Raw genomic sequence first — 21,546 nt, 5'->3', positions numbered from 1 at the left:
CCCGTCCGGCGGCGCGACAACCGCGGACAGGACAGCCGGCGCCGGGTCGACGCCGGGCTGCTGGAATCCGTGCGCGAATCGATGATGGCCGAGGCAGGTGCGGTCACGCCGTCGCGGGTGGCAGCCGCCGTGCAGGCCACCGGAAAGCTCCTGGGCACCGCCGGCGCCCTGGCCGCGGCGGAACGGATCAGTGCGGAGCTGAACGGCCTGGGTCCGCTTCAGGAACTCACGCGCGATCCGGCCACCACGGACATCTTCGTGAACGCGCCGGATTCCGTGTGGGTGGACCGGGGCCGGGGCATCGAGCGCACGGCCATCGTTTTCGACAGCGAATCCCAGCTGCGGGCACTGGCCTGCAGGCTGGTGGCAGCCGGCGGACGGCGGCTGGACGACGGCTCACCCTGCGTGGATGTGCGCCTGGCCGGGGGCTACCGCGTCCACGCCGTCCTCCCTCCGGTCTCCACGGCAGGGACCCTGATCAGCGTCCGGATCCGCCGGGAACGGGTCTTCACCATGGCCGAACTTGGCGCGGCCGGAATGTTCAGTCCGCGGCTGCAGGATGTCCTCGAAAAAGTGGTGGAGCACAGGTTGAGCTTCCTGGTCAGCGGTGCCACCGGATCGGGCAAGACCACCCTGCTGTCGACCCTGCTGGGGCTGTGCCGGCCGGAGGAGAGGCTGGTCCTGATCGAGGATGCGGCGGAACTCAATCCACGCCATCCGCACGTGGTGTCGCTCGAGTCGCGGCACGGAAACCTGGAAGGCGGTGGCGAGGTGGACCTCGGCGAACTGGTTCGGCAGGCACTGCGCATGCGCCCGGACCGGCTGGTGGTCGGCGAATGCCGCGGGGCGGAGGTACGCGAGCTCCTCACGGCCATGAACACCGGCCACAGCGGCGGGGGCGGCACCATCCATGCGAACACCGCAACCGCAGTGCCTGCAAGGCTGACGGCGCACGGCGCCCTGGCCGGACTGGGCCCGGATGCAGTGCGGCTCCAGGCAGCAAGCGCCCTTGACGTCGTCATCCACGTTGAGCGGACTTCCCGGGGACGGGAAGTCTCCTGTATCGGCGTCATTGGCGACGGCCCGGACGGGCTGGCGGTCGTTCCCGCGCTCGAAGCCGCCGCCCGCGCGCCCGGTCCCGCATGGCCGGCGCTTGCCGCACGCCTGGGTGTCCAGGCGGGGGAGCCGTGATGATCCTGCTGCTGGCCGCCGTCCTCGTCATGGCAGCCGTCCTGCTGCTGAAGCCGCCACACGGGGCACCGGCCAGGCTGCGCCGCGCGGCAGGACACAGCCGGGCTGTCCCTTTCCCCGGGGCTGGACTGACCCGGCCATGGATTGGGCGGAAGCGGCGGGGTTCGGCAGGAATGGGAAGCATGCCCGCCGCCGCGGCCCTGACCCTGGTGGTCCAGCAACTCGCAGCCCTGTTGAAAGGCGGCCGGACGCCCGGCCGGCTGTGGGACGAACTGTGGGTGCTGTATGGGGCGGAAGGCGGCGGTCACCCGGGACACTTTCCGGCCAGTCCGTTCCGGCTGCACCCCGCGCGGTCCCCGGACGGGAATTCAGTCGCCAGCCGCTCTGCCGCCAGCGGCTCTGCCGCCAGCGGCTCTGCCGCCAGCCGGCCGGAAGGCCGGCCCGGCGCCGGATTGTCGGCGGGTTCCGTGGCAGTGCTTGCCTCTGCCAGGGCTGCAGCAGCAGGCGGGACGCCCGTATCCGAGGCAATCCGCAGGACATTGGATGCGACGCCGGCGGTCCGGAACCGCGAAGCACGGATCTGGTCCGAGCTGGCGGCCTGTCTCGACATCGCGGAAGCCAGCGGATGCCCCCTCGCCGATGTGCTCACCCGATTTGCGGCCCAGCTTGAAGTGGAGGATGACGCCGATGCTGCCCGGCAGACGGCACTGGCAGGGCCGAAGGCCACCGTCACCCTGCTGACATGGCTGCCGCTGATGGGGTTGGGCCTGGGAGTGGCGCTGGGCGTGGATCCAGTTGCCGTTCTGCTGGGAACACCCCTGGGCCTGGCAGCGCTGGCAGCCGGACTAGCGCTCACTGCCGCCGGCCGGGTGTGGTCGGCGCGCCTGGTGTCGGCCGCCGCCGGGGCGGGAGTGCCATGAGCGGAAACGGCCCGCTGGCCGCCGCCGTCTTCCTGGCACTTGCAGCTGCCGCCTGCCTCATCTGCTCCGGCAGGTGGACGGCGAGGAAACGGCTTCGTCACCTGCGCATCACCGGACCGGACCCGGCTGCCCTGTCCGCGGGTCAAGGAGAAACCACACGCACACGGGGTGGGACGGGCCTGCGTGATACCGCCATGATGCTCGAACTGGTGGCGGCGATGCTGGACGCAGGCTCCGGCATCGGGCGGTCACTGGAACTCGTGGCAGCCTCGGCCTCAATCCGGTACCGCGCGGCGCTCCGACCGGTGGTCTCCGCCCTGTCCATCGGCGCCGACTGGGAGACCGCCTGGCGCAGCTCAGCCGTCCGGCTCCCCGAGATCCTGGAATTGCGCGACGCCCTCGGCTTCGCGGCCCTGACCGGCGCGCCGTCCTCGGCCATCCTCTATGCCCAGGCCGCAAGGCTGCGCCGGGAGAGATTCCGGGCAGCAGAGAAGCGCGCCGCCTCGTTGGGCGTAAAACTCGTGGTCCCGCTGGGCCTCTGCTCGCTTCCGGCCTTCATCTGCCTGGGCGTGGTTCCCGTGTTGCTGGCCCTGGTGCCATCCGGCAGTTAGCCACGTCCTTTCCTCCACACCGGCCCGGAAACCGGCCTTTTCCACTTAGGCCGCCCGCGCACTTACCGGTCCTGTTGGGGACCGGAAGAGTCAAGACAGCCGGCAACATCACCGGCCCCATGAAAGGAAACACCATATGTCCATGAACCACCACCGCAGTTACTACGCCGGACCTGCCCGTCCGGCGCTGTCCCGCCCGGCGCTGTCCCGCCCGGCCGCTCCGGGCCGGGAACACAACTGGTCCGGCAAGGCAGGGACGACCACCGGCAGCACGCTGCCGGCCAACGTTGTGGAGCTCTACCCGGGTGCACGCCTGGTTCAAAAGCACAGCCGCCCTGGCCGGCTGATGGGCTCGGAAGCGGGCATGGCCACCGCCGAATACGCCATCGCCACCCTTGCTGCGGTCGGCCTGGCCGGCCTCCTTGTCTTCATCCTCCGCAGCGACGAGGTCCGCGGCTTCCTGCTGACCCTGATCCGCACCGCACTGGCACTGCCGTGACCGCTGCACCGGCCGCGCTCCAGCGCCGTACACCCCGGACCGTTCCCTTCGGCCGGCGAGGCCGGGGCGCCGGCATGACGGGACGCCGGAACGCCGGAACCGGACTCGGAAGCGGCACGTCGAACGCGGCACGCGGCGCGGTCACCGCCGAGTTCGCCGTGGCGCTTCCCGCGGTGCTTGCCCTGTTGGCCATGCTGCTGGCGGGGGCTGCGGCCGGGGCAACCCAGCTGCGGATCGAGGAGGGGGCGCGGGCCGGTGCGCGGGCCCTGGCGAGGGGCGAGGATCCCGCCAGGGTCGAGAGAACCGTCAGGACACTGGCCGGCGGCACTGCAGCAGCCACGGTCGCAGCGGAAGGCGGCTGGTACAGCATCACGGTCACGGACCGCGTGGGCGGGCCGCTGGGCTCCTCGATTCCTTGGATCCTGACGGCCCGCGCCACCACCCGCAGCGAAGCGCCCGCAGCAGCCGCAACCGGCGGGCTGACGGACGGGAGGGGCAACAGATGATCGGAGTTCAGCGGCGCAGCGGACCCGTGCCTGGCTACCGGAGTGCCTCCGGACGGCCCGGCAGCGGCCTCATTGCTCCGCTGGCTCCACCACCTGGCGACCAGGCCGAGCGGGGCTCCGGCACGGTACTTGCCGCCGGCCTGGCGCTGGTGGTCCTGCTCATCGCGGCCATGGTGATGCTGCTGGCCCAATCGGCGGTGCTGGCCAGCAGGGCAGCTTCGGCAGCCGACCTCGCTGCCCTGGCGGGCGCCGATGCGCTCCGCGGCCTCGCCGACGGCCAGCCTTGCGCAGTGGCAGCAGCGGTGGCTGCCCGCCACTCAGCGGTGGTGGTCAGCTGCGTGTCGGGGCCTGGTCAGACACTCGAGGTCCGGACACGGCTGAACGAGTCCGTATTGGGTCCGGCCAGCGGCCATGCCCGGGCAGGGCCTCCACCCGGTGGAGTTCCCTAGGCGCGCCGTGAGCTGGCGCTTGGTTCGCCGATGCCCTGCTCCCCGGTGGATTCTTGTTGCCCTGCAGCCGCCCGCTGTCCTGTGACGTCCGGCTGTCCTGTGACGTCCGGCCGCCCAGTGATATCCGGGTGTTCCGTGGCGTCCCTCAGCAGAACGTCCAGCAGCGTGACGGCGGCGTCCTTGTCCAAAGGGTTGTTCTTGTTCCCGCATTTGGGGGACTGCACGCAGGACGGACAGCCGGAGTCGCACTCGCAGGCCTTGATCGCATCCCGGGTGGCCGCCAGCCACACCTTTGCCTTGTCGAAACCCCGTTCGGCAAAGCCGGCCCCGCCGGGGTGACCGTCATAGACAAAAATGGTGGGCACCCCGGTGTCGGCGTGCAGGGCAGTGGAGACGCCACCGATGTCCCACCGGTCGCTCGACGCCACCAGCGGCAGGAGCCCGATCGCGGCGTGCTCGGCGGCGTGCAGCGCGCCGGGGAACTGGGCTTCGATGAGGCCGGCGGCTGTGAGCGACCTGTTGTCCACCACGAACCACACGGCCTTGGTGAAGAGGTCCCGGGCTCCGAGGTCCAGTGGTTCCTCGCCCAGGATCTCGTTTGATATCAGGGCCTTGCGCTGGAAGGACACCACCTGCGTGGTGACCTTGACGTCGCCGAAGTGGACGGTGATGTCACCCCACTGCATGGTGCGCTGGGTCTCTAGCACCTCGATCTGCGTGACGTCCCGGGCAGTGGTGTAGTAGTCCGGGTTGGCCCGGCGCACCACCACGCAGTGGTCCTCCTCGTTCAGGTCCTCCACCACGTAGCTGTCGCCCTGGTGGATGTACACCGCGCCGTTGTGCGCCTGGTAGTGGGTCTGCGGCGAGTCCATGGTGCCCAGCAGGGAACCGGTGTCCGCGTCCACGATGCTCACCGGCCCGCCGCCGTCGGCCCGCAGGTTGACCATCGCCGCGGCGCTCTGGGCGTGCGTCCAGAACCAGCCCGCGGGCCTGCGGCGGAGGTAGCCCTGCGCCACGAGTTTGTCCAGCAGCGCCTCTGCCGTTCCGCCGAAAAGGTCCAGTTCGCCGGGACCAAGGGGGAGTTCGGCGGCCGCTGCGCAGAGGTGCGGGCCAAGCACATAGGGATTGGAGGGATCAAAGACCGTGGCCTCCACGGACACGTCGAAAATCGCTTCCGGATGGTTCACCAGGAAGGTGTCCAGGGGATCGTCGCTGGCCACAAAGGCGGCGATGGCCTCCTGGCCGGCCCTGCCGGCACGCCCGATCTGCTGGAACAGGGAGGCCCGGGTGCCGGGCCAGCCCGCCACCAGGACAGCGTCCAGGCCCGAAATGTCGATCCCCAGTTCGAGGGCGGAGGTGCTGGATACGCCCAGGAGCTGGCCGGAGCGGAGGGCCCGTTCCACGGCGCGGCGTTCCTCCGGGAGGTACCCGGAGCGGTAAGCGGCCACCCGCTGCGGGAGGCTCGGATCCACCTCGTCCAGGAGGCGCTTGGTGATGGTGGAGATGCTTTCCGCGCCGCGGCGCGATTTGATGAAGGCGATGGTCCGCACCTGGGCGGACACGAGGTTGGCGAGCAGGTCAGCTGTTTCGGCCACGGCAGTCCGCCGTTCCTTCGCGCCGTTCTCGCCTCGGACGTCGCTCAGCGCCGGCTCCCAGAAGGCCACCGTGGTGGCCCCGTGGGGTGAGCAGTCGCTGGAAACGGCCTGCACCGGGGCGCCGATCAGCCGGGAGAAGGAGGCATCGGGGTCCGAAGCCGTGGCGGAGGCCGCGATGAACACCGGCTCCGGGAAGGAGGTGCCGGCTCCGTAATACGCGCAGATCCGCCGCAGCCGCCGCATCAGGTTTGCCACGTGGGACCCGAACACGCCCCGGTAGCTGTGGGCTTCGTCGACGATCACGTAGCGCAGCCGGCGGAAGAACCCGGCCCACCAGGCATGGTTGGGGAGGATGCCGAAATGGAGCATGTCAGGGTTGGCCAGGATGAAGTTTGCATGGTCGCGGATCCAGCGCCGGGAGGCGGGGTCGGTGTCGCCGTCGTATGTCTCGGCCCGGACGGTGGGAAGCTTCAGGGCGCGGATGGCGTTCAGCTGGTCGGCGGCCAGAGCCTTGGTGGGGGAGAGGTACAGGGTGACGGCGCCGTCGTCGTGGATCTTGCCCGGATCAGCGAGGACGCGCAATTCAGACCGGTGGATGGCATCCAGAGCAGGCAGCTGGTACGCCAGTGATTTTCCTGAAGCGGTGCCGGTGGCCACCACCACATGGCCGCCGTCGTGTGCGATATCGGCAGCCTCCACCTGGTGCCGGTAGGGCTCCCCGATGCCCAGCGAAGCGTAGGCGTCCACCAGGTCCGGATGGACCCAGGCCGGCCACGGTGCGTGGACCGCCGCACGCGCCGGCAGGGTACGGACATGACGGAGCTGTTCCGGATCCGGGCCGCGGCCCAGCATGGGAATCAGGGAGTCATGGGGGTTCACCCCAACATTGTTTCACCCGCGTGGAAGGCCGCAGCCCGGTTCCCCCAAGGGCGAACCGGGCTGCGGGACAACGAAAGGGAACGGTCAGCTCAGGGACAGATCGGAACCGTCGTGGGAGGCAGACAGCATCAGCACGCGGGAGACCGTGCTCCAGCCCAAATGCGAATAGAGCTTCTGGCCGTCGACGGAGGCCAGCAGCAGCCCCGTGGTGACGTCATGCTCGAATGCCTGCGCGGCGAGGGCCCGCATGATGAAACTGCCCAGCCCGCGGCGCTGGAACCCCGGTTCGGTGATGATCTTGTCGAACACGGCGGTGTCACCCACCACGTATACCCGGCCGCTCGCGGCCACGGCTTCGCCGGAGCGTACCTCGGCGTAGTGGACCCCGTTCTGCTCGGATGCGGAAAAGGTCAGGTCGTCGTCGGAAAGCCAGGGGTCCTCGGCGTCCTGCGTCTCCATGTCCACAATCATCATGGTCTGGGTGTCCGACGTGACGTTCAGCCCGTGCCTGCCGGCCAGGGCTGCGTAGCGGGGGATGTCGTTGGTGAGGATCGTCAGGACGCGGGGCGGAACCTCTGCGGTCTTGGCAGCCAGGGCGGCGAATTCGCCGTCGGTGGGGTCGGACGCGAAGTATTCCCATTCGCCGCTCGTGTCCGCCCGGAGTGCAGCGGGGAAACGGCCCTCTTTGGATGTCTGGTACCCGCGGCAGCCGGCCCAGCCCGCCACCCACACTTCAAGAAGGCCAGTGATGTCTTCAATCATGGTTTCCGGACTCATGGCATGAACACTATTCCAGCCGGAACTCCAGCAACAGGTGCTTACGCAATTGTGATGGAGGAGGTCCGGGTGCATGGGCCAGCCCGGGCGGGCAGGTGCCCGGACCCCAGCCGGTACCCTTAAATACGTGGCTTTGAACCGAATCGTGCTCTTCTACGGCTTTACCCCCATCGCTGACCCGGACGCCGTGCGTCTCTGGCAGCGTGCTCTCTGCGAAAAGCTGGGCCTCACCGGGCGCATCATCATCTCCAAGGACGGCATCAATGCCACCGTGGGCGGCGAGATCGGCGCTGTAAAGCAGTACGTCAAGACAACGCGCGAATACAAGGGCTTTCACGGCATCGACGTTAAATGGTCCGACGGCGGCGCGGAGGACTTTCCGAGGCTCAGCGTCAAGGTCCGCGACGAGATCGTCTCCTTCGGCGCGCCCGGCGAGCTCAAGGTGGACCAGAACGGTGTGGTGGGCGGCGGCAAGCACCTCAAGCCCGAGGAACTGCACCAGCTGGTGGACGCCCGGAAACAGGACGGCGAAGAGGTGGTCTTCTTCGACGGCCGGAACGCCTTTGAAGCCCAGATCGGCCGGTTCAAGGACGCTGTGGTCCCGGACGTCGCCACCACCCATGACTTCATCAAGGAACTGGACTCAGGCAAGTACGACTCCCTGAAGGACAAACCCGTGGTGACCTACTGCACCGGCGGCATCCGCTGCGAGGTGCTTTCTAGCCTGATGGTGAACCGGGGCTTCAAGGAGGTCTACCAGCTGGACGGCGGCATCGTCCGGTACGGCGAAACCTTCAAGGACCAGGGCCTCTGGGAAGGCTCGCTCTACGTCTTCGACAAGCGCATGCACCTCGAGTTCAGCGAGGAGGCCAAGACCATCGGCGAATGCGCGCGCTGCTCGGCGCCCACCAGCAAGTTCGAGAACTGCTCCAACCCCAGCTGCCGCACCCTGACGCTGTATTGCGCGGAGTGCGCCGCGAGCCCCGACACGCTGCGCTGCCCCGAGGGCTGCGCGGCCTAGGCAGCATCCGGTGGCAGCCCGAAAGCCACCCTCAAAGCCGCCGCACCCGGTAGGCAAAGTTGGCTCCGGTCCTGGCCTCCACCGTGATGCTCAACGACGTCTCTGCCGAGAGGTAGATGACGTTCTCCCGGTTGACCCCGCATCTCAGGCCCAGGTCCACCAGCGTCAGCGCGTCACTGCGGACAACGAAATTGACCCGCCGCTGGCTCCGGCAGGCCAGGGCCAGTGCATAGGTGCCGGTTTCCAGCACCGGGGTGGTTTCCGTCCGCACTTCCGCCGCGGCAAGGAGCCCAGCCCCTGCATGGACTACCGGCTGCGGGGTGTCGGGCAGGGTCCGCTCCACCCACGTCTCCAGTTCCCCTTCAGGCACGGGGTCGCGCCGCAGCGCGTCGCGGGTGAAAACGGGAGCGGGAGCAGCGGTAGGTTCCGCGGGGACGCCGGACCAGCCCCCGCCGTCGTCGTACGTATATTCACAGCCGCCCAACGCCATCCCGGCTGCCAGCACAAGGCCCAGGACGACGGCGGCCGCCGGCTTCCGCGCCAGCGGTGCCCGTGCTGTCCCTCCGGAAAGGGGCGCGGAGAATCTCCGCACGGTGGGCATAGTCCGACTTTAAGCCCGCAGGCCCGGCGGGCCATACCGGGAGGACCGCTATTCGGCAGGCACCAGGTGGTAGGCGTAGATGAGGGGTGCATCCACGCTGGAGGTGCTGATCTCCACCTTGCCGGGCCCGGGCAGCGTGATCCTGGTGACTTCCCGGCTGCCGTTGCAGGCCGCCCCGGCGTCCACCACCTGGGTGCCGTTAAGCGACAGCGCGAAGAAGGCTTTCCCGCCGCCTTCGCACGTGGCCGTGAGGGTGTAGCGTCCGGCCGGAACGCTGGACGCTTCCTGCACGATGTGGTCCCGGTTCAGGATCTTCCCGGCGTCCGCCAGCACGGCTTCCGCGGGGGACGGCAGGGCAGTGGCCTGCCATTCCGGCACATCCGCGTTCTCGATTGAGACCACCGGGGAGCAGGCCGCCAGGGCGAGGGCCGCGGCGGGCATGACGGCAGCCAGCAGCTGCCCTGCGGACTTCAGCGGGCGGCGGCGGACGGCAGCCCGGCGGCGGGCACGCGGAAGGAGGGGCAGCGGAGAAGGCATGCTTCAACGCTACCCCGCGGACAGGACAGGCCAGTACGGCGCCCCGTCCAGGACCGCCGGACTAAACTTGACCGGTGCCTAGATCCCCATACGAGTTTTCCGCCGGCAGCATCCCCGACGCCCCCCGCAGCGACCGTCCCCAGCTGCTGTCAGCCCTGGCAGCAGACCTGCGCCGGACCGGCTACACGCTCGACGGCGTCGCGCAGCTCCTCGGGCCAGCAGCCTCTGCCGCGCTCAACAGGGACCAGATCATCCCGGCCCTCCTGGCCACCGAACACGCGGTCCGGCGGGACGAAAGCGCCCGGCCGCTGGCCGCCGTCGTCCGGCTGTGGCTCCTGGCCGAACCGCAGGAACGGGGCGTGCTGGACGCGGCCCTGCCGGGCGTCGGCAGCGAGGGCCTCCTGGAACTGGGGCTGGTGCAGCCCGTGCCCGGCACTACGCTGCTGGCGGCAAAGGCTGACCTGCGGCCCTACGGCTGGGACGCAAATGAGGATGGCAGCGGCGGCGCCGAGCTGTGGGTGGCCAGCGACCTCGCGGCCCACCAGCAGGAGGGGGTCCTCCGGCATGACCACGTCCTGGGCATCGGGCAGGCTTCCACCACCCTGGTGCAGACCACCGTCCGCCGCCACACACGGCGGGCCCTTGATCTTGGTACGGGGTGCGGGATCCAGGCGTTCCACCTGCTGCACCACTGCGAGCACGTGACGGCCACGGACATTTCAGAACGTGCCCTCGCCTTCACCCGCTTCAACATCCTCCTCAACGCCGAGGCCCTTTCCGTGGACCCGGCCCGGTTCGAGGACCGCGTGAGCCTCCGCCTGGGATCGCTCCTGGAACCGGTGGGGGGCGAGGAGTTCGACCTTGTGGTGTCCAACCCGCCCTTCGTCATCACGCCCCGCCGCGCCGGGGAGGATGCCGAGGGACAGTTCACGTACCGCGACGGCGGGCTGCCGGGCGATGACATCGTCTCCTCGCTGGTGGCCGATCTTCCCGGGGTCCTGGCGCCGGGCGGCACCGCACAGATGCTCGGCAACTGGGAGGTGCCCGCCGGGGCGGAGTGGCACGAGCGGCCCCGCAGTTGGGTCAGGCCCGGCACGGACGCGTGGTTCATCCAGCGCGAGCAGGTCGCCCCGGAGCAGTACGCCGAAACCTGGCTGCAGGACGCGTCCGAAGGCCGTGACCGGGAACATTACCGGGATGCCTACGCCGCCTACCTCACCGACTTCGAGTCCCGGAACGTGGAAGGGATCGGCTTCGGCATGGTCTGGCTGCGCCGTCCCCTCCCCGGCGGAGAACCGACCGTGAGCCGCTTCGAGGAAATCACCTACCCCATCGAGCAGCCCATCGGCCCCCACCTGGACGCCGCCGTCGAACGCTGCGACTGGCTCGCCGCCAACACGCTCGAGGACACGCACCTGCTGGTGGCCGAAGACGTCACCGAAGAACGGCACCAGCGGCCCGGCGCGGAGCATCCCGGCGTGATCCTGCTGCGCCAGGGGGCAGGGCTGCGGCGGACCAACCTGCTCAGCACCGAGCTTGCCGGGTTCGTTTCGGCCTGCGACGGCGACCTGACCGCCGGGCAGATCGCCGGCGCCCTGGAGGCGCTCCTCGGCGGCGGCATGGACGGCGACGGCGCGGGATTCGATGCCGGCAGCTTCCGCAGCACGCTGCTGGCAGACGTGGAAAACCTGGTCCGCGACGGCTTCCTGGTTCCGGCCCGCGCCTGAGCCTTCCGCAGCCTTTGTGCGCCACAGGGTTTTCCACACCGAATGCGCACAATTGTCCAAAATATGGTGAACTAGGCCAATATGGCTCATCTGCCCCAGCAACCTTTTTCTGTAGGAGCACCGTGCCAAGCAAGGCCAAAACCGGCAAGAAACTCGTGATTGTGGAGTCTCCGGCCAAGAGCAAGACCATCGCCAAGTACCTGGGCGAGGGCTTCATTGTCGAGGCCTCCATCGGTCACATCCGCGACCTGCCGCAGCCTTCGGAGCTCCCCGCAGAGCTGAAGAAAACCTCGGTAGGCAAGTTCGCCGTCGACATCGAGCACGACTTCAAGCCCTACTACGTGGTGTCCGCGGACAAGAAGAAAAAGGTCACCGAACTGAAGGCGGCGCTCAAAGACGCCGACGAACTCTACCTCGCAACCGATGGGGACCGCGAGGGCGAAGCCATCGCGTGGCACCTGCTGGAAGTGCTCAAGCCCAAGGTCCCGGTGTACCGGATGACGTTCGGCGAAATCACCAAGGAAGCCATCCAGCGCGCCATGGGGAACCTGCGCGACGTCGACTCCGCACTGGTGGACGCCCAGGAAACCCGGCGCATCCTGGACCGCCTTTACGGCTACGAGATCTCGCCCGTCCTGTGGCGCAAGGTGGCCCGCGGCCTGTCCGCCGGCCGCGTGCAGTCCGTGGTCACCCGCATGGTGGTGGACCGCGAACGCGAACGCATGGCGTTCAAGGCCGCGTCCTACTGGGACCTGACCGGCCAGTTCGGCGCCGACTCCGGCTCCTTCAAGGCCAAGCTCGCCGCCGTGGACGGCGCGAAGGTCGCCACCGGCCGCGACTTCAACGACGACGGCGTCCTCGTCTCCAAGAACGTCGCCCACCTCAACGAGGAACTGGCGGCGTCCCTGGCCGCCGGCCTGCAGGACGCGGACTTCCGCGTCCGGTCGGTGGACACCAAGCCGTACACCCGGCGCCCCGCCGCACCGTTCACCACCTCCACGCTGCAGCAGGAAGCGGGCCGCAAGCTGCGGTTCTCCTCCAAAAGCACCATGCAGATCGCGCAGCGGCTGTATGAAAACGGCTACATCACCTATATGCGTACGGACTCCTCCGCGCTGAGCGACGAGGCCATCACGGCCGCCCGCCGGCAGGCGTCGGAGCTGTACGGCCCCGAATACATTCCGGGCTCGCCCCGGGTCTACTCCAACAAGGCCGCGAACGCGCAGGAAGCCCACGAGGCCATCCGTCCCGCCGGCGACTCGTTCCGAACCCCGGCCCAGGTGGCCAAGCAGTTGTCCGGCGACGAATTCCGGCTCTACGAACTGATCTGGAAGCGGACCGTCGCCTCCCAGATGGCCGACGCCAAGGGCTCGACCGCCACCATCCGCCTCGGTGCGGTGGCTTCGGACGGCCGGGACGCAGAATTTTCCGCTTCCGGCACCGTCATCACCTTCCCCGGCTTCCTGGCCGCCTATGAAGAGGGCAAGGACGAGACCCGCGGCGACGACGACTCCGACGAAGGCCGCCGGCTGCCCAACGTGGCCAAGGTCGACGCCCTCACGGCCTCGGAGATCGTGGCCGTGGGCCACGAGACATCCCCGCCGCCGCGGTACACCGAAGCGTCCCTGACCGCCGAGCTGGAAAAGAAGGGCATCGGCCGGCCGTCCACCTACGCGTCCACCATCTCCACCATCCAGGACCGCGGCTACGTCCGGAAGCAGGGCTCCGCCCTGGTGCCCAGTTGGATCGCGTTCTCCGTCATCCGCCTGCTGGAGCAGCACTTCAGCGACTACGTGGACTACGAATTCACGGCCGACATGGAAGGCGACCTGGACAAGATCGCAAACGGCCAGGCCGTGGGCGCCTCCTGGCTGCGCCATTTCTACTTTGGCGAGGATTCGGACCCCGGCCTGCTGAGCATCGTCAACAACCTGGGCGAGATCGACGCCCGGGAAATCAACTCCATTCCCATTACCGACGAGATCACCCTTCGGGTGGGCAAGTTCGGACCCTACCTGGAGAGCTCCGCGGCCACCGTCGACCCCAAGACGGGGGAGATCGTGGAATCGGCGCGCGCGAACGTGCCCGAGGACCTTGCCCCGGATGAACTGACCGCGGCAAAGGCCATCGAGCTGATGGAGACCGCCGCCCCCGAGGAACGCGTGCTGGGCACCGATCCGCACACCGGTCACACCATCGTGGCCAAGAACGGCCGCTACGGCGCGTATGTCACCGAGATCATCCCCGAGATGACCGAGGAACAGATCGCCGCGCAGCCCGTCGAGTACTACAAGAACGGCAAGCCCAAGCCGCCCAAGAAGCCGGTCAAGGCCAAGCCGCGCACCGGTTCGCTCTTCAAGTCCATGACGGTGGAGTCGGTGACTTTGGACGAAGCCCTGCAGCTCATGAGCCTGCCGCGGGTCCTGGGCGAGGACGCTGAGGGCAACCCCATCACCGTGCAGAACGGCCGTTTCGGCCCGTACCTGAAGAAGGGCACGGACTCCCGGTCCATCGGCTCGGAAGAGGAAATTTTCACCATCACGCTGGAGCAGGCACTGGAGATCTACTCCCAGCCGAAGCAGCGCGGTGCCCGTGCGGCCGTGCCGCCGCTTGCGGAGTTCGGCCCGGACCCGGTGTCCGAGAAGAACATTGTGGTGAAAGAGGGCCGCTTCGGCCCGTATATCACCGACGGCATCACCAACATCACTGTTCCGCGCGCCACCTCCCTGGAGGAACTGACGCGGGAACAGGCGGTGGAGCTCCTCGCCGAGAAGCGTGCCAAGGGGCCGGTCAAGCGCACCGCCACGCGCAAGGCACCGGCCAAGAAGAAGGCCACAGCCAAGAAGTAGTTCACGCCGGTGGTTGGGCCGTGGCCCAACACCGGCGGGGAATTGCGCGGGCCTACCCGAACGTGATCGGGTAGGGGGATGACTGAACAGCCTGCAATTGCCGACCCCACTCCGCTGAACGACCTCGAGGAGCAGCTCGCCAAAGGCGGACAGCCTGATGCAAGCCCCGTGGACGTCATCCTGTCCTTCCTCAACAGCGAGGTCTACATCATCAGCTCGGACACTGTGGAGGGCGAAGACTCCCAGGTGGAGCCGCTGGTCCTGGCCAACGCCGAGGGTGACCCCGTACTGGCTGTCTTCTCGCACCCGAGCCGGGTGGACCGGCCGTACCTGGACGCCGCGCCGAACGTGCTGGGCACCCAGGGCGCAGCGATCATCGCCAACATCGGTGAGGAGCTGGGCATGGTGATAAATCCCGGCGCTGCCTACGGCTTCGAAATCAACCCGGAGGGCGTGGCCAACATCAAGCGCGACTTCAAGCGTGCGGATGAACTTTCGGACGGCGCTCCGGAGAACCCCGCAGGCAACTAAGCAGGTCAACGGGCTGCGCGCCGAGTTGGAATACGGCGCCTGCGCCGGTGAATAATGTCACCATGCGGCTAGGCGTCCTCGATATCGGGTCCAACACTGTCCATCTTCTGCTGGTGGATGCCCACCCTGGCGCGCGGCCGGTTCCTTTTGCCTCGCACAAGCGCCCCCTGTCCCTGGTCCAGTACCTGGAACCGGACGCAGCATCAGCGACGCCGGGCAGCACGAACTCACGGAGTTTGTCCTGGAAGCCTGGGAGTTCGCAGCCAGGCATAAGGCCGAGGACCTGCTGGCGTTCTGTACCTCGGCCATCCGTGAAGCCACCAACGGGCCGGAGGTGCTGGCCCGGGTCAAGCATGAAACAACGGTGACGCTGCAGGAGCTCAGCGGCAGCGAAGAGGCGTCCATGACGTTCTTCGCCGTCCGGCGCTGGCACGGCTGGGGCGCCGGGCCCATCCTGAACCTGGATATCGGCGGCGGGTCCTTTGAAATGGCCTTCGGCAGGATGAGCTGCCCGAGCTGGCCACTTCGGTGCCGCTCGGCGCCAGCAGGCTCACCCGGGATTGGCTCCCCGATGATCCGCCCACTGCCAAAAGCGTCAAGGAACTCCGGCGCTATATCCGGGCCACGCTGAAGCCGGCTGTCCGTGAGTTCGACGGGCTGGGCAGGGCCAACGTGGTTGCCGGCACGTCGAAGACTTTCCGGTCCCTTGCCCGGATTGCCGGGGCAGCCCCCAGCGACGCCGGTCCCTACGTCAAACGCGAGCTCAACGCCACGGACCTGGGCATCTGGGCCCAGCGCATCTCCGCCATGAAGGCCGAGGACCGTCTGCACCTGCCGGGTGTCTCGGAAGCGCGTGCCCACCAGCTGCTGGCCGGCGCGCTGGTGGCCGAGGCCGCACTGGAACTGTTCAAGTTCAAGAAGCTGCGGATCTGTCCCTGGGCCTTGCGCGAGGGCCTCATCCTCCGGCGGCTCGACCAACTGGTGTTTGACGGGCCGCTCGAGCCTGCGCCGCACATTACGCCGCCCCAGGCTGCAGGGGTCGCCGCCATCCAGTGACCCGGCTCGGGGGAGCCGGTACTAAAGGCTGCTGTTTAAAAGCGGAAACACCGGGGCCGGCAACAGGAAAAATGGGGGAAAACCTGTTGCCGGCCGCCGGTGTCCTGGCAGGCATCCCCATGCCTGCCGCATCACTCGCACCCTCAATGAGGTAATAACTACAGTAGGGGTGCCAGATGTGAGCTACCTGCAGTGAACATGGGAGCAACCTGTGAATAGTGCGTTGCAATGCGGGCGCGTAAGGAATCGGCACGCACCATGCCTAACTGCAATGATGGAGCCATGAGCAACCGAATCGCCTTCCTTGGCTGTGGGTCCATGAACGAAGCCATCCTGAGTGGTTTGCTGGAAGCGGGGACGGATCCGGCGGACATCGTCGCCACCGTCCGGCGCGCCGAGCGGGCCGCGGAACTGGCCGAGCGGTACCACGGGATCACGGCCATCGCCGGCGACGAGGAGCCGGACAACAACAAGCAGGCCACCAAGGGGTCCGGCGTGGTGATCCTCGGGGTCAAGCCGGTCGGAATTACCGATCTTGCCCGGGAAATCAGCGGAGCCCTGGCCCCGGACACCGTGGTGGTGAGCGTGGCGGCGGCCGTGTCCATCGCCCAGCTCGAGGCCGCCCTCCCTGCAGGCCAGCCGGTCATCCGGACCATGCCCAACACCCCGGCCAAGCTGGGCCGCGGCGTGGTGTCCGTGTCCCCGGGAACCAACTGCAGCCCGGAACAGCTGCAAAAGGTCAAGGACATCCTGCAGGGCGCCGGAACCGTCGTCGAGGTCCCTGAAGAGCAGGTGGACGCCCTTTCGGCCATTAGCGGCTCAGGTCCCGCCTACGCGTTCTACCTTGCTGAGGCGATGGCCGCGGCCGGCGAGGAACTGGGCCTGGACCGCGAACTGTCCCTGCTCCTGGCCCGCGAAACGGTCGCCGGGGCCGGGCTCATGCTCGCAGAGCCGGGCGCTGATCCGTCCGCCCTCCGCAAAGCCGTCACCAGTCCCAAGGGCACCACGGAACGGGCCATCGCCACGTTTGACGAGCGGGGCATGCCCTCCATCATCGCCGCGGGCGCCCGTGCGGCTGCAGACCGGGCAGCGGAGATCACCCGCCAGCTCGGCTGACCCGTAGTTTTTGTCCAGATAGGGCGGCTTTCCCGGCCCGGAAGTCACCGTATCTGGACGAAAACTCTCCGGCAGGGCTAGGGGCGGGCGGCGAACCGTTCCAGCAGGTCCACATGCCCGGACACGATCAGCATGTCGCGGGAGGACACCTTGGTTTCCGGGCGTGCATAGGTGAAGTCCTCGCCCGGGGACTTCACCCCCACGATCGTCACACCGTACTTGGACCGCACCTTGGACTCGTCCAGGGTGAAGCCGACGGTCTCGCGCGGCGGGTACATCTTCACGATGGCGAAGTCGTCGTCGAACTCGATGAAGTCCAGCATGCGCCCCGAAACCAGGTGTGCGGCACGGACGCCGGCGTCGGCCTCGGGGTAAATCACGTGGTTGGCACCGATGCGGGTGAGGATCTTGCCGTGCGACGGCGTGATCGCCTTGACCCACAGGTGCTCGATGCCCAGGTCCACCAGGTTCACGGTGATCAGTACCGAGGACTCGATGGACGTGCCGACGCCCACCACCGCGGAGCTGAATTCCTGCGCGCCGAGCTGGCGGAGGGCGTCGATGTTCGTGGCGTCTGCTTCCACCACGTGGGTGAGGAGGGGCGCGAACTTCTGCACCAGGGTCCTGTCCCGCTCGATCGCGAGCACTTCCCGGCCCTGCTTGACCAGCTGCTCTGCCGTGGATGAACCAAACCGGCCCAGTCCGATCACCAGCACGGGGGCATTGTGGGCGGGGCGCCGTGGGGCGTCTGGGGAACTAGCCAATGATCGGCCTCTCTTCGGGATAGTGGTACAGCTGGCTGCGCTGGCGCAGCGCCAGGGCGGCGGCGAGGGTCACGGTGCCCACACGGCCGGCGAACATGAGGGCCGTCAGGACGTAGACGCCCTCCGGCGCCACTTCGGCGCTGAGGTTTGTACTCAGCCCCACGGTGGCGAAGGCGGAGATCGTTTCGAACAGCACCCGGTCCAGGGAGGCACCGCTGATGTGGAGCAGCAGGAACGCCGAAACCGACACCAGGGTTGCCCCGGCGACAATCACGGAGATGGCCACCCGCATGCTGCCCTCAGGGATGGTCCTGCCATAGACTTTGACATCCCTGTCACCGCGGGCTTCTGCGACGATGGCCAGGAACATCACGGCAATGGTGGTCACCTTGATGCCGCCGGCCGTTGACGCGGAGCCGCCGCCGGCAAACATGAGTGCGTCCGTGAGCAGCATGGTGGTGGATTCCATCTGGTTCTGGTCCACCAGGTTGAAGCCCCCGGACCGCATCATGACGGACGCGAACAATGAATGCGTGACCTTGTCGCCCATGTCCATCGTCCCGATGGTCCGCAGGTTGTCCCACTCCATCACGGCCCACAGGACGGTGCCCGCCACCAAGAGGATGAAAGAAACCTGGATGGTGAGTTTGGTATGCAGGTTCCACTTTTTCCAGTTCAGCCCGTTCTGCTGCAGGACCATCACCACGGGAAAGCCCAGGCTGCCCAGGAAGACACCGAGCATCAGGGGAACCAGGATCCACAGGTCTGTTTCGTAGGGCACGATGCCGTCCGAGTGCGGAGTGAAGCCTGCATTGTTGAAGGAGGAGATGGCGTAAAAAATCCCGTGCCAGACAGCCTGCCAGAACGGCTCCCCCAGGACCAGGAACCGGGGGATCAGGACCAGGGCCAGGATTCCTTCAATCACCACGGACGTTGTGATGACGATCCGCAGCAGTGTGCCCACTTCACCCAGGCGGCCGGCATTGTTCATGGACTCTGCCGCGATGATCTTGCCCCGCACACCGAGGCGCTTGCTCACCATCAACGCCAGGAGCGAGGCCAGGGTCAGGGTTCCCAAACCGCCAATAAACACACCGATGAGGATGACCAGCTGGCCGAAGAAGGACCAGTGGACAGCCGTTGAGACCACGGTGAGGCCGGTGACGCACACCGCAGAGACGGCTGTGAACATCGCCTGGTGGAGCGGGGTGGCTGTTCCGGAGGCAGAGGAGACCGGCAGGGAGAGAATGAAAGTGAACACCAGGCACACGGCAGCGAATACCGTCAGGGCAAGCCGGGCGGGGGAGGTGTTGGCGATGTCGTCAATGAAGTCGCGCAGCCGCGTGAGTATCCAGAGGCCCTCCCGCTCCTGCGCGGGGTGCCAGCTGGCCGGGTTCCGCGGCCTCGACTGGCTTTGCGTCATGTGTGGCTTTTCCTCGGTTGAATCTGCTTCCCCCAGTAGTAAACCACTAATGCCCGCGTAATGGCCGGGCTGGACGGGCCCCGTGCTCGGGTAGCCTGTGATTGATGACATACCTGCCGGTCTCAGCAAGCCCGCCCCGCCAACGGTGGTGGCGTGGGGTCCTGACATGACCGCCTACAACTTCGGCCCGGGCCACCCGATGGCGCCGGAGCGAATGGATCTCACCGCCCGCCTGGCGCAGAGCCTTGGCCTGTTCGACCTGGACCACGTTTCGGTGGAAGCGCCCGAGGTGGCCAGCGACCCGGAACTTGAGCTGGTGCACTCGCCCGAGTTCGTGGCGGCCGTGCGGCGGGTCAGCGCCAACCCTTCGGAACCGGACGAGGCACGGGGCCTGGGCACCGAGGACGATCCGGCGTTCGCGGGCATGCATGAGGCGGCCGCCCGGCTGGCCGGCGGGTCCCTGCTGTGTGCCGCCCAGATCCTGGACGGTTCAGCGCTGCACGCCGTCAACTTCGGCGGAGGCATGCACCATGCCGCCCGCGACCGTGCCAGCGGCTTCTGCATCTACAACGATGCTGCGCTCGCCGTGCAAAGGCTGCTCGTCGGCGGCATCCGCAAGGTGGCATATATCGACGTCGATGCGCACCACGGCGACGGGACGGAAAGCATCTTCTGGAATGACCCCCGGGTGCTGACGCTCTCACTGCACGAGTCCGGCCTCACCCTGTTTCCGGGGACCGGGTTCGCCAACGAAATCGGCGGGCCCCAGGCGGAGGGGACAGCGGTAAACCTTTCCCTGCCCGCGGGAACCGGCGACGCCGGCTGGCTCCGGGCCTTCTACGCGGTGGTTCCGCAGCTTGTGGCTGCCTTCGGGCCGGAGGTGATCGTCAGCCAGCACGGCTGTGACTCCCACCGCACGGATCCGCTGACGCACCTCAATCTCAGCGTGGACGGCCAGCGGGAGGCGGCCAGCGCCGTCGGGCAACTCGCCGAACGCTTCTGCGGAGGCCGCTGGATTGCCACCGGCGGCGGCGGGTACAACGTCCTGGATGTGGTTCCCCGGTCGTGGAGCCACCTGGTGGCCATCGCGGCGGGGCGGCCCGTCCCCCTGCGTGCCGCCGTACCCCAGGATTGGCGGGACTACGTGGAGGACAAGTTCGGGGCAGCGGCCCCCGCGCTGATGGGCGACGACGTGGAGCTCTGGTGGCGGTCCTGGGAGGTGGGTTTCGACCCCAACGACGCCGTGGACCGCACCGTGATGGCCACCCGCAAGGCAGTGTTTCCGCTGCACGGCCTGGATCCCTGGTTCGACTAGGCCTGCATCAGGCGGTGGTCTTTTCGGTCTGGAAGACCACTCCCGCCGCGCCGATCAGCCAGCCCAGCAGGGACAGGGCGAACGCCCCGATCAGGTCCGTGGACGCCGTTCCCTTGCCCAGCCACAGGAGCAGGACCAGCAGCCCCACCGCCAAGTAGACGACTATGGCCGCGATGATCCGGCCGGAGAGCCTGGCTGCCACTTCTGCAGGGTCGAACGGCATGGTGCGTTGCGCCGCGGCACGGCCGGCGGGTCCGGACGCCTCGGCCTGGCGGACCTCCGCGATGGTGAACCCCAGTGCGGACGCGGTCAATGAACTCAGCGACGTCGCCAGGACACCCGCCGCCGTCACCAAGGCGCCGTTCAGGGGCGGAGCCACCGTCCGCCCGTCCGGCACCCAGAACCCGACGCGGAGCAGGACGGTGCCCCAGACCGCCACGAAGAGGGCCAGGAACACGAAGGCGATGATGTTGAACAGATGCCGGCGCAGGACGTCCATGCTGTGTTCTAGCACCGGCCGGGGCAGCGGGCAATAGGCCGCTGCGGGGCCGAAATAGTTGATGCCTTTCGGCGTATATGTCGCTAGGGTGGGAGGCATGGTGACAGACGACGTATTTGCCGTCATTGCGGAATCGACCCGGCGGGACATCCTGATGTCCCTTCGTTCCGGGGACAAGGCCGTGGGGGAACTGGTGGAGGAACTGGCAGCAAGCCAGCCCACCATTTCCAAGCACCTGAAGGTCCTGCGCGAGGCCCAGCTGGTCAGCATGCGCGCCCAGGGCCAAAAGCGGTACTACGCGCTGAACCGCAAGCCCCTCGAGGGTATCGCCAGCTGGCTTGAAACGTTCGACGTCGGGTCCCCGGCAGCGGCCGGCACGTCCGGAAAGGCCGCGGCGCAGCCCGCCGCTCCCCGCGAAGCAGCAGCCGCCGGCGGGGACACGCCCGAAGCCGTCGCCGCGGGCGCCGTCTCCGAAGGCGTGCTGGCGCCCGACGGCGCGGAACTGAGTCCCGCCGTCGTCATCCCTGGCGGTACCGCCACCCCGCTCAGCGATGACAGCGTTCCCCAGCAGATCGGACGCACCGTGGGCCGTGCCGCCACCCGCGCGGCCGACCTGCTGGCAAACCTCCCCAAGTTCGGGCGGAAGAAGTAGTTAACCGGTGGTTGAGCCTGTCGAAACC

20 protein-coding genes and 1 pseudogene are annotated in these 21,546 nt (G+C 67.9%); 14 read left to right on the top strand and 7 right to left on the bottom strand.

Features of this window, described 5'->3' with window-relative positions:
* Positions 1–57: 57 nt before the first annotated feature.
* The 6 genes from G205_RS14045 to G205_RS14020 all read left to right on the top strand — a co-directional run bounded on the left by G205_RS14045 (position 58) and on the right by G205_RS14020 (position 4,176).
* Complete coding sequence (locus G205_RS14045) at positions 58–1,191, top strand: TadA family conjugal transfer-associated ATPase (protein ID WP_235046925.1); 1,134 nt, start codon at positions 58–60, stop codon at positions 1,189–1,191.
* The gene (locus G205_RS14040) at positions 1,191–2,111 is read left to right on the top strand and encodes a hypothetical protein (protein WP_035753128.1); all 921 of its coding nucleotides are present in this window, start codon (positions 1,191–1,193) and stop codon (positions 2,109–2,111) included. Before G205_RS14045 ends, G205_RS14040 begins: the two co-directional genes overlap by 1 nt.
* Positions 2,108–2,722: a type II secretion system F family protein gene (locus G205_RS14035; RefSeq protein ID WP_009358554.1), complete on the top strand. Its 615-nt coding sequence runs from the start codon at positions 2,108–2,110 to the stop codon at positions 2,720–2,722. The genes G205_RS14040 and G205_RS14035 overlap by 4 nt, the downstream gene beginning before the upstream one ends.
* A gap of 136 nt (positions 2,723–2,858) precedes the next feature.
* A complete protein-coding gene (locus G205_RS22115) occupies positions 2,859–3,221 on the top strand; it encodes a DUF4244 domain-containing protein (protein WP_009358553.1) in 363 nt (120 codons plus the stop codon).
* Positions 3,218–3,727, top strand: coding sequence for a TadE family type IV pilus minor pilin (locus G205_RS14025; RefSeq protein WP_235046924.1), 510 nt, complete (start codon positions 3,218–3,220; stop codon positions 3,725–3,727). Before G205_RS22115 ends, G205_RS14025 begins: the two co-directional genes overlap by 4 nt.
* Positions 3,724–4,176, top strand: coding sequence for an Rv3654c family TadE-like protein (locus G205_RS14020; protein WP_009358551.1), 453 nt, complete (start codon positions 3,724–3,726; stop codon positions 4,174–4,176). Before G205_RS14025 ends, G205_RS14020 begins: the two co-directional genes overlap by 4 nt.
* Here G205_RS14020 and G205_RS14015 read toward each other — a convergent pair.
* Together G205_RS14015 and G205_RS14010 are read right to left on the bottom strand one after the other, a co-directional pair.
* Positions 4,173–6,650 (bottom strand): DEAD/DEAH box helicase, encoded by a 2,478-nt coding sequence (locus tag G205_RS14015; RefSeq protein WP_009358550.1) that lies wholly within the window; start codon positions 6,648–6,650, stop codon positions 4,173–4,175. The two genes, G205_RS14020 and G205_RS14015, sit on opposite strands and share 4 nt — an antisense overlap.
* 84 nt (positions 6,651–6,734) lie before the next feature.
* Positions 6,735–7,427, bottom strand: coding sequence for a GNAT family N-acetyltransferase (locus tag G205_RS14010; RefSeq protein ID WP_009358549.1), 693 nt, complete (start codon positions 7,425–7,427; stop codon positions 6,735–6,737).
* Positions 7,428–7,554: 127 nt separating this feature from the next.
* Between G205_RS14010 and trhO the strand changes: the two genes are divergently transcribed.
* Complete coding sequence (trhO, locus tag G205_RS14005) at positions 7,555–8,448, top strand: oxygen-dependent tRNA uridine(34) hydroxylase TrhO (protein ID WP_035753137.1); 894 nt, start codon at positions 7,555–7,557, stop codon at positions 8,446–8,448.
* 31 nt (positions 8,449–8,479) lie between these two features.
* On the opposite strand, the gene G205_RS14000 is transcribed toward trhO, so the two are convergent.
* Positions 8,480–9,049: a hypothetical protein gene (locus G205_RS14000; protein WP_009358547.1), complete on the bottom strand. Its 570-nt coding sequence runs from the start codon at positions 9,047–9,049 to the stop codon at positions 8,480–8,482.
* Positions 9,050–9,097: 48 nt separating this feature from the next.
* A complete protein-coding gene (locus G205_RS13995) occupies positions 9,098–9,586 on the bottom strand; it encodes a hypothetical protein (RefSeq protein WP_009358546.1) in 489 nt (162 codons plus the stop codon).
* Positions 9,587–9,660: 74 nt separating this feature from the next.
* On the opposite strand from G205_RS13995, the gene G205_RS13990 reads away from it, so the two are divergent.
* The 5 genes and pseudogenes from G205_RS13990 to proC all read left to right on the top strand — a co-directional run bounded on the left by G205_RS13990 (position 9,661) and on the right by proC (position 16,865).
* The gene (locus G205_RS13990; RefSeq protein ID WP_009358545.1) at positions 9,661–11,313 is read left to right on the top strand and encodes a DUF7059 domain-containing protein; all 1,653 of its coding nucleotides are present in this window, start codon (positions 9,661–9,663) and stop codon (positions 11,311–11,313) included.
* A gap of 122 nt (positions 11,314–11,435) precedes the next feature.
* Positions 11,436–14,162 carry a type I DNA topoisomerase gene (topA, locus tag G205_RS13985; RefSeq protein WP_009358544.1) on the top strand — a complete coding sequence of 909 codons (2,727 nt, stop codon included), beginning with the start codon at positions 11,436–11,438 and terminating at the stop codon, positions 14,160–14,162.
* Positions 14,163–14,240: 78 nt separating this feature from the next.
* Positions 14,241–14,693, top strand: coding sequence for an SseB family protein (locus tag G205_RS13980; RefSeq protein WP_009358543.1), 453 nt, complete (start codon positions 14,241–14,243; stop codon positions 14,691–14,693).
* A gap of 62 nt (positions 14,694–14,755) precedes the next feature.
* Positions 14,756–15,749: pseudogene (locus tag G205_RS13975) on the top strand (Ppx/GppA phosphatase family protein).
* Positions 15,750–16,031: 282 nt separating this feature from the next.
* Positions 16,032–16,865 carry a pyrroline-5-carboxylate reductase gene (proC, locus tag G205_RS13970; protein WP_009358541.1) on the top strand — a complete coding sequence of 278 codons (834 nt, stop codon included), beginning with the start codon at positions 16,032–16,034 and terminating at the stop codon, positions 16,863–16,865.
* A 77-nt stretch (positions 16,866–16,942) separates the two neighbouring features.
* On the opposite strand, the gene G205_RS13965 is transcribed toward proC, so the two are convergent.
* Positions 16,943–17,581 carry a potassium channel family protein gene (locus G205_RS13965; RefSeq protein ID WP_009358540.1) on the bottom strand — a complete coding sequence of 213 codons (639 nt, stop codon included), beginning with the start codon at positions 17,579–17,581 and terminating at the stop codon, positions 16,943–16,945.
* Between the two features lie 40 nt (positions 17,582–17,621).
* Entirely contained in the window at positions 17,622–19,052 is a 1,431-nt protein-coding gene (locus tag G205_RS13960) for a TrkH family potassium uptake protein (RefSeq protein ID WP_009358539.1), read from the bottom strand.
* Positions 19,053–19,218: 166 nt separating this feature from the next.
* On the opposite strand from G205_RS13960, the gene G205_RS13955 reads away from it, so the two are divergent.
* Positions 19,219–20,367, top strand: a complete 1,149-nt coding sequence (locus tag G205_RS13955; RefSeq protein WP_083875071.1) for an acetoin utilization protein AcuC — start codon at positions 19,219–19,221, stop codon at positions 20,365–20,367.
* 7 nt (positions 20,368–20,374) lie between these two features.
* On the opposite strand, the gene G205_RS13950 is transcribed toward G205_RS13955, so the two are convergent.
* Positions 20,375–20,866: a hypothetical protein gene (locus G205_RS13950; RefSeq protein ID WP_009358537.1), complete on the bottom strand. Its 492-nt coding sequence runs from the start codon at positions 20,864–20,866 to the stop codon at positions 20,375–20,377.
* 97 nt (positions 20,867–20,963) lie between these two features.
* Here G205_RS13950 and G205_RS13945 point away from each other — a divergent pair, with 97 nt between their 5' ends.
* Positions 20,964–21,518: an ArsR/SmtB family transcription factor gene (locus G205_RS13945; protein ID WP_009358536.1), complete on the top strand. Its 555-nt coding sequence runs from the start codon at positions 20,964–20,966 to the stop codon at positions 21,516–21,518.
* The last annotated feature ends 28 nt before the right edge of the window (positions 21,519–21,546 follow it).

The sequence above is a fragment of the Arthrobacter nitrophenolicus genome (genome assembly GCF_000332815.1).
Classification (GTDB): Bacteria; Actinomycetota; Actinomycetes; order Actinomycetales; family Micrococcaceae; genus Arthrobacter; species Arthrobacter nitrophenolicus.
The sequence above is the reverse complement of the archived record's forward strand: the minus strand, read 5'-3'. Positions and strand labels throughout refer to the sequence as shown.